General features: G+C 61.2%; 7 protein-coding genes, 1 tRNA gene and 1 rRNA gene. All 9 read right to left on the bottom strand.

The features are described 5' to 3' along the window. Positions 1 to 64 (bottom strand): 16S ribosomal RNA (locus Q1L59_RS16225); the annotation flags it as partial. 204 nt (positions 65 to 268) lie between these two features. After that, a tRNA-Met gene (locus Q1L59_RS16220) sits at positions 269 to 345 on the bottom strand. Positions 346 to 512: 167 nt separating this feature from the next. Further along, positions 513 to 1,001 (bottom strand): hypothetical protein, encoded by a 489-nt coding sequence (locus Q1L59_RS16215; RefSeq protein ID WP_300334211.1) that lies wholly within the window; start codon positions 999 to 1,001, stop codon positions 513 to 515. A gap of 94 nt (positions 1,002 to 1,095) precedes the next feature. After that, positions 1,096 to 2,124, bottom strand: a complete 1,029-nt coding sequence (locus tag Q1L59_RS16210) for a hypothetical protein (RefSeq protein WP_300334208.1) — start codon at positions 2,122 to 2,124, stop codon at positions 1,096 to 1,098. A gap of 11 nt (positions 2,125 to 2,135) precedes the next feature. After that, on the bottom strand, positions 2,136 to 3,443 hold the full coding sequence (locus Q1L59_RS16205) for an adenylosuccinate synthase (protein WP_300334206.1): 1,308 nt from the start codon (positions 3,441 to 3,443) through the stop codon (positions 2,136 to 2,138). Positions 3,444 to 3,448: 5 nt separating this feature from the next. Further along, entirely contained in the window at positions 3,449 to 4,606 is a 1,158-nt protein-coding gene (locus Q1L59_RS16200; protein WP_300334203.1) for an ATP phosphoribosyltransferase regulatory subunit, read from the bottom strand. Then, the gene (locus tag Q1L59_RS16195; protein WP_300334200.1) at positions 4,603 to 4,788 is read right to left on the bottom strand and encodes a DUF2065 domain-containing protein; all 186 of its coding nucleotides are present in this window, start codon (positions 4,786 to 4,788) and stop codon (positions 4,603 to 4,605) included. The genes Q1L59_RS16200 and Q1L59_RS16195 overlap by 4 nt, the downstream gene beginning before the upstream one ends. Then, positions 4,785 to 5,675, bottom strand: a complete 891-nt coding sequence (gene hflC / locus Q1L59_RS16190) for a protease modulator HflC (RefSeq protein WP_300334198.1) — start codon at positions 5,673 to 5,675, stop codon at positions 4,785 to 4,787. The genes Q1L59_RS16195 and hflC overlap by 4 nt, the downstream gene beginning before the upstream one ends. Further along, entirely contained in the window at positions 5,675 to 6,955 is a 1,281-nt protein-coding gene (gene hflK / locus Q1L59_RS16185; protein WP_300334196.1) for an FtsH protease activity modulator HflK, read from the bottom strand. Before hflK ends, hflC begins: the two co-directional genes overlap by 1 nt. Positions 6,956 to 6,973 lie beyond the last annotated feature (18 nt).

Here is a 6,973-nt window from a genome sequence, read left to right as displayed (position 1 = left end):
CGACTTGCATGTGTAAGGCATGCCGCCAGCGTTTAATCTGAGCCAGGATCAAACTCTTCAGTTCAATTCCTGTTAAAACTCTCGCTTGACGTCCTGTCAGCTCCGCTTCAGATCAATCGCCCCAACGCAAAAAACAGCGCAGAAACTTTTCACCCTACACGAATCCAACAGCTTTCATCTTGCGAGTTCTCATCTCTTTGCGGCCCCCTCGCGAAGACCGCACCAGATCAAGAACTCACACCTATCGGTTGTCCAATTTTTAAAGAACTGGTTGCGGGGACAGGATTTGAACCTGTGACCTTCGGGTTATGAGCCCGACGAGCTGCCAGACTGCTCCACCCCGCGTTATTGATGAGCGCGTGCTAAGGCTTCATCAGCTTCGCTACCACCACCTTCTTAACCGCTTGGAAGTTCTCGTGCAGCGAAGGAGAAGAATTTTAGCAAGCCTGAAGGCCCCGGTCAACAAGTTCGCTGACCTTCGCCGATCGCGGTAGCCTGAAGCCGTCCTTGCCTTATCGCTTGTTCAGACGATCTAGGTTCTCGTCCACCTGACGAAGCAAAGGCGCGACGCCAGCGCTGGCGACTTCGGCTGGATACGCGGCAAACTGCCAGAAGCTGGTGACCAAGTCGCCCACGGCGTCGGCAAGGCCTTGCGTCTGCTCGATTATTTCCTCGTGACTACGGCTTCCGACAAGTGCCGATGCGGCGCGCATGCACCCCAGCAGTGCTTCCCCGGTTTGCGCGGCGAACCTGGCCGTCTGAACGGGTAGCGTGCTGGCCATCGCAGCGGCGCACTCGATGGGTACGGACACTTTTTCCAAGTTCATCTGGGCCACCTCGGCCCAGTAGGCTGCGGCCACTGGGTTGCTCCGCAGCAGCCGGCGATAGCGCAAGCTGACGACATCGCTCGCCGCTACCATCAGCTTGCTGCTCTGCCGCCCGAGACGCGTCCACTGATAGACCGGTGCCAGCAGCCGGTCACGCAACTGTTCTCGATTCAATCTGCTTTCTCCGTAGGAAACGGGCTGCTGCACGCCATCCGCATCGGCAGCCACGGTTTATGTCGCGGCGTCGCGTTCCGCCGCCGCCTGGTGATCACAAACAGCGCGCTGCAAGATCAAAGTCGATACCCTGCACCGTAGGCAGTTCGGAACGCGCCACATGAAACAGGACAAACGCCCTTCTCCGTGGACTCGAGCCTGCCAATTCGGCAAGCGAAAACCTGACATCCGCCACTGGACCGCTGTCGTCAGCACCGACGACGACGTTCATCGTGTTGAGTCGCAGCTCGCGCTGCTCGACACGCAGGTAGCGCTGCGGATTGTCGAGCACTTGGATCAGGCAATCGAGTTCTGCTTCCAAGGCAGACTCGCCCCCACCGATAGCAGCCAACTGCTGCTCGTTCTCAACCAACTTCGCTTCCAGCGTCGCCTGCTCGCTGTTGCCGGGTAGGCCCGCGTCAAACATCGACCCGAGACCGGGTCCCTGCTGTCGCAGCAAACGCAGCCGTGCCCCGATCAGCGCCCGATTGGCCTGGAGTTCCTGCCGCTCGACGCGGTCCTCGCCGATCTCCGACAAGGCTTCGGCGAGAAGAAATTCGTAGGCTTGTGCACCGACCAGTCGGTGCAGTCGAGACTCGTCGCGACTACATAGATGCGCCCTATGATCAGAAAAACTGATGCTGGTCTGCACGACATCACGCTGCACAATTGTGCCCTGCAGTGCGATCCCCAGGCTGCGTTGCTCGTTCAAGGCCATTCCAAGGACCAGGTACGCTGCGTCGAGCTCGGGAAACTTGGCGAAGACGGTACGCAGGTTTTGCGAGCGGCCAAGCATTGCTGGAATATCGGAAGGCGCGACAAAGAACGCACGCAAGGCGGCATCGCTCGACCATGCAGCGGCGGAAATGGGTCGCGCCGGGGGCAGTCCGCGCAACACCTCGGTCAAGAAGATCACCGTACGCCGCACCGCCGGGATCAGTCGGCTGTGGCAGTCCGGCAGCACCCGCAAGCGGGGATTGGTCAGGGCAATCGCCTTTTCCGCCGCCCGCTGCACGGTGTCTTCCGAGACACCGTCCGCATCGAACTGGGCAGCTCGATTCTTGAACCAATCCAGGATCCCCATGCCGGCCAGTCCTATTCGAGTGGATGACGACGAACGATCGTCTCGCGCCTTTCGGGTCCGGTCGATACGACGTCGATCGGCACCTCACACAGCTCTTCGACGCGTGTGAGGTAAGCCCGCGCTGCCGCCGGCAGCGCTTCCAGCGTGTTCGCTCCCGCCGTCGAGACCAACCACCCAGGCATGCTCTCGACGATCGGCTCACAGCCAGCGACCTCATCCGCCCCCATCGGCAACAGGTCGATGTTGTTCCCGTCCAGCCGATAGCCGGTACAGATGCGAATTTCAGACAAGCCGTCGAGCACGTCCAGCTTCGTGACACAAAGTCCGGTGACGCCGTTGATCTGGATCGATCGCTTCAAGGCAGCCGTGTCCAACCAGCCGCAACGACGCTTCCGTCCGGTAACCGTACCGAACTCGCGGCCCTTCTGCGACATCTGATAGCCGGGCGTGCCTTCCCTTTCGATATCCAGTTCGCTTGGAAAGGGTCCACCGCCGACCCGTGTCGAGTACGCCTTGGTAATTCCCAGCACGTAATGCAGCATTCCCGGGCCGACTCCGGATCCGGCAGCCGCCTGTCCGGCAACGCAGTTGGACGATGTGACGAACGGATACGTACCGTGGTCGATGTCGAGCAACGCTCCCTGGGCGCCTTCGAACAGCAGGTTGTGACCCGCCTTGTTGAGCGCGTGCAAGGCTGCCGAAACGTCGCCGACAAGCGGTTTGATCTGCTCGGCGTCGGCCATCGCCTCGGCCAGGATGGCCTCGTAGTCGACCGCTTGCGCGTTCAGGTAATGGGTCAGGACGAAGTTGTGGTAAGCGAGATTTTCCTTCAGCTTCTCGGCAAAACGGCCGGGATAGAACAGGTCATAAACCCGCAGCGCGCGGCGGGCGACCTTGTCTTCGTAGGCCGGACCGATGCCTTTGCCAGTCGTACCAATGCGCACGTCGGCGCACTTGGCGGCTTCGCGCGCATGATCGATCGCCGAATGGCAGCCGAGAATGATTGGACACCCGGGACTGATCTTCAGCCGCCCTCGCACATCGATGCCACCTGCTTCGAGTGCCCGTATTTCGCTGATCAGGTGGTGAATGTCGAGAACGACGCCGTTGCCGATGAAGCAATCGACCCCCGCGCGGACGATTCCTGAAGGAACCAGGTTGAGCTTGTAGGTCGTCGAGCCGACGACCAGCGTGTGGCCCGCATTGTGCCCGCCCTGAAAGCGGACCACGCCTTTCGCGTGATCGGTCAGCCAATCAACGATCTTTCCTTTGCCTTCATCGCCCCACTGGGTACCGACGACCACAACGTTCTTAGCCATGCGCCTCATCCGTTCCTGTTGACATGCTCGATGCGCCACTTCCCGTCGTACTTTACCAGATGGCGATCGCTCGGCGTCGCTGCGCTGAGCGTCTCGCCGGGGAGAAGTTCGATGACCGTCTCGCCCTGTTTGCGCAGCACCGCGATCGTCTCCGTCAGCCCCTGGTCGCCGGTTGCACACGGCGCCATGATGGCTGATCCTGCGGGACTACGTTCTACCAGCCTGGCGATCTCGCGCAGATCAAGCGAGAACCCGGTGGCCGGTCGCTCCCGACCGAAAATCCTGCCCACCCCATCGTAGCGGCCACCCAGCGCGAGCGCACTCGAGATCCCCGCATGATACGCCGCAAAGACGACGCCATTGTGGTAGCGATAGCCGCGCAAATCCGCCAGATCGAACGACAGCGGCACCTCGGGTAGCGATTCGTCGAGCGCTCGCAGGTCGTGCAGAGCCGCGACGACGGCCGGCAGCGCCGGCAACCAGCGCGCTGCAGCGTCCAGCGTCTCCGCACCACCGTAGAGATCGGGCAGCGCGATCAGCGCCGACCGGTAAGGCTCGACAAGTTCGCGGCAACATTCGCGCAAGCCGGCGGCATCCTTTCCCTGCAGCAACTGCAACAGGTTCGTCTCCATCTCGCTGTCCAGGCCTGCCGCCACGACCAGCGAGCGAAAGACGCCGACATGCCCGAGGTCGATGCGCGCTGCGGCGATTCCCGTACCGCCCAGGGCATCGGCCATCAGGCGGATGACCTCGCGGTCGGCCGCCAGACCGGCATAACCATAGAGTTCCGCACCGATCTGGATCGGCTCGCGGCTGGCGGTGAGCGCCGCCGGCAGCGTGTGCAGCACGCTGCCGCAATAACACAAACGGGTGACCCCTGAGCGATTGAGCAGGTGCGCATCGATCCGCGCGACCTGTGGTGTGATGTCGGCGCGCACGCCGAGCGTCCGTCCCGAAAGCTGGTCGACGAGCTTGAACGTGCGCAGCTTCAGATCCTGTCCGGAACCGGTCAGCAGCGAATCAAGGTGCTCGAGCAAGGGCGGCATGACCAGTTCGTAACCATGGACCTGGAACTGGTCAAGCAGCATGCGCCGGAGACGCTCGATTTGCGCCGCTTCAGCGGGTAGAACATCGGCAATGTGCTCGGGCAACAGCCAGTTCATTTCAGAACGACCAGCAAGACCAGCCCGATCAACATCGAAGTCAGACCAAAAAACCTGATCTGTCCATCCGAAAAGCGGATCAGGCGGCGGAAAGTCTCGCGCCAAGTACTCGGGGCGACGAATGGCACAACACCTTCGAGAACGAGCATCAGGGCAAACGCAAGGAGCAGCGTTTCGCTCATTTGGCGGCTTTATCGCCACCCCGACCGATACTCTTCATGTACTTGAAGAACTCCGAGTTGGGTTCGACGACGATCACATCGCTCTTGCCCTTGAAGCTGCCCCGATAGGCCTCCAGGCTACGATAGAAGGCATAAAACTCCGGATTGCTCTGGAAGGCGCTTGCGTAAATGGCAGCCGCCTTGGCGTCGCCATCGCCTTTCATTTTCTGGGCTTCGCGATAAGCCTCGGCGACGATCACCTCGCGCTGCTTGTCGGCGTCTGCACGTATCTTTTCCGCCTCGGCCGAACCTTGCGATCGCAACTCGTTGGCCACTCGCTTGCGTTCAGCGTCCATCCGACGATAGACAGATTCGCTGACGTCGACCGGAAGTTCAACCCGCTTGACGCGCACATCAACGATCTGCACGCCGATCTTGCGCGCATCCAGATCAGCCTTCTCGCGCATCTGCTCCATGATCTTGTCGCGCTCGCCCGAGACGACGTCATGCACCGTCCGCTTGCCGAATTCCTCGCGCAAACCCGCGTTCACCGTCTGCGAAAGGCGCGTCTTGGCGCGCGATTCGTCGCCGGCCACGGAGATGTAATAGAGCTTCGGGTCGACGATCCGCCACTTGGTAAACGAATCGACCAACACGTTCTTCTTCTCGGATGTGATGAAGCGCTCGGGCTCGGCGCTGTCGAGCGTCAGGATGCGCTTGTCGAAATAGCGCACGTTCTGAATCAGCGGCCACTTGAAATACAGCCCAGGCTCGTCGATGACGTTGCGCACCTCACCGAGTTGAAAGACGATGGCATACTGCCGTTGGTCGACCGTGAAGATTGTCGCCCCGAGGACGACGACGAAGGCGACCAGCAACGCAGCCAGCAGATTGATTCCCGATCTCATCAACGCGCCTCCCGATCACGCTGCCTGAGGTTTTCCCGCGAGCGGGTCTCGGACTTTTCCGCGACCTGCGGCGGTACTTCGTTCGCCACCGCAGGCGCCGCCCGCGGAGGTGGCGGCGCCTCGCTGGCACTGGCCGGTGCCGCTGCCGCAGCAGCTCCGGCACCGGCTGCTTGCAGCAACTTGTCGAGCGGCAAGTAGAGCAGATTGCCCTGCCCTTTGCTATCGACCATCACCTTGGTCGTATTCGAATACACCTGTTGCATGGTTTCGAGATACATGCGGCTGCGCGTCACCTCGGGCGCCTTGACGTACTCGGTGTTCACCTGACGGAAGCGGCTGGCGTCGCCCTCGGCGGTAGCAATCACCCGTTGCCGATAGCCTTCTGCTTCTTCCATCAGCCGGGCGGCCGTGCCCCGCGCCTTCGGAATCACGTCGTTGGCGTAAGCCTGACCTTCGTTCTTCTGCCTCTCGCGGTCCTGCGATGCCTTCACCGCATCATCGAACGCCGCCTGCACCTGTTCCGGCGGCTGCGCGTTCTGCATCGTCACCTTCGAGATCAGGATGCCGGTCTTGTAGCGGTCGAGCACGTCCTGCATCAGCTTCGCCGCGCTGACGGCAATCTGCTCGCGCCCTTCGTAGAGAACGAAATCCATCCGGTTCTTGCCCACGATCTCGCGGATCGCGGTTTCCGCCACCTGCATCACCGCTTCGTCTGGATTGCGGTTGTTGAAGATGTAATCGACCGGGTCCTTCAGGATGTACTGCACGGCGAACTGGATGTTGATGATGTTTTCATCATCCGTCAGCATCAGCGCCTCTTTCAGGACTTTGTTCTTCTCGCTGCCACGGTAGCCGATCTCGATCGTCCGCACACCGGAAACATTGACCAGCTCGTGTGACTGTATTGGATACGGCAGGCGCCAACGCAAGCCGGATTCGACGCTCGCCTTGTAACGACCGAACTGGAGCACCAGACCCCGCTGCGACTCATCGACGATGTAGAAACCGCTGGCCAGCCAGACGACCAGGACGAGCGCCAGCAAGACACCGATCCCCCCGCCGAGAAACCTGAAATTGAATGGTACCGGCGGCGGTCCGCCGCCGCCATCGCCGGGCTCGTCGCCACGTGGACCGCCTGGCTTCTTCCGGTCGAAGATGCCGGACAGGCGACGATTGAGATCCCGCCAAAGCTGCTCCAGGTCGGGTGGCCCTTGATTCGGCCGTCTGCCGCCCCCGCCATCGCCACCCCGATTGCCCCACTGCGGATCGTTAAGCGACATCAACACTCCAAGGCTTGA

Origin of the sequence: Accumulibacter sp. (genome assembly GCF_029255125.1) — a bacterium.
Lineage (GTDB): Bacteria > Pseudomonadota > Gammaproteobacteria > Burkholderiales > Rhodocyclaceae > Accumulibacter.
The sequence above is the reverse complement of the archived record's forward strand: the minus strand, read 5'-3'. Positions and strand labels throughout refer to the sequence as shown.

Bases quoted from the DNA above. Each gene is read 5' to 3' on its own strand.
- Q1L59_RS16210 (WP_300334208.1), bottom strand. From the start codon at position 2,124: ATGGGGATCCTGGATTGGTTCAAGAATCGAGCTGCCCAGTTCGATGCG.
- Q1L59_RS16205 (WP_300334206.1), bottom strand. From the start codon at position 3,443: ATGGCTAAGAACGTTGTGGTCGTCGGTACCCAGTGGGGCGATGAAGGC.
- Q1L59_RS16200 (WP_300334203.1), bottom strand. From the start codon at position 4,606: ATGAACTGGCTGTTGCCCGAGCACATTGCCGATGTTCTACCCGCTGAA.
- Q1L59_RS16195 (WP_300334200.1), bottom strand. From the start codon at position 4,788: ATGAGCGAAACGCTGCTCCTTGCGTTTGCCCTGATGCTCGTTCTCGAA.
- hflC (WP_300334198.1), bottom strand. From the start codon at position 5,675: ATGAGATCGGGAATCAATCTGCTGGCTGCGTTGCTGGTCGCCTTCGTC.
- hflK (WP_300334196.1), bottom strand. From the start codon at position 6,955: ATGTCGCTTAACGATCCGCAGTGGGGCAATCGGGGTGGCGATGGCGGG.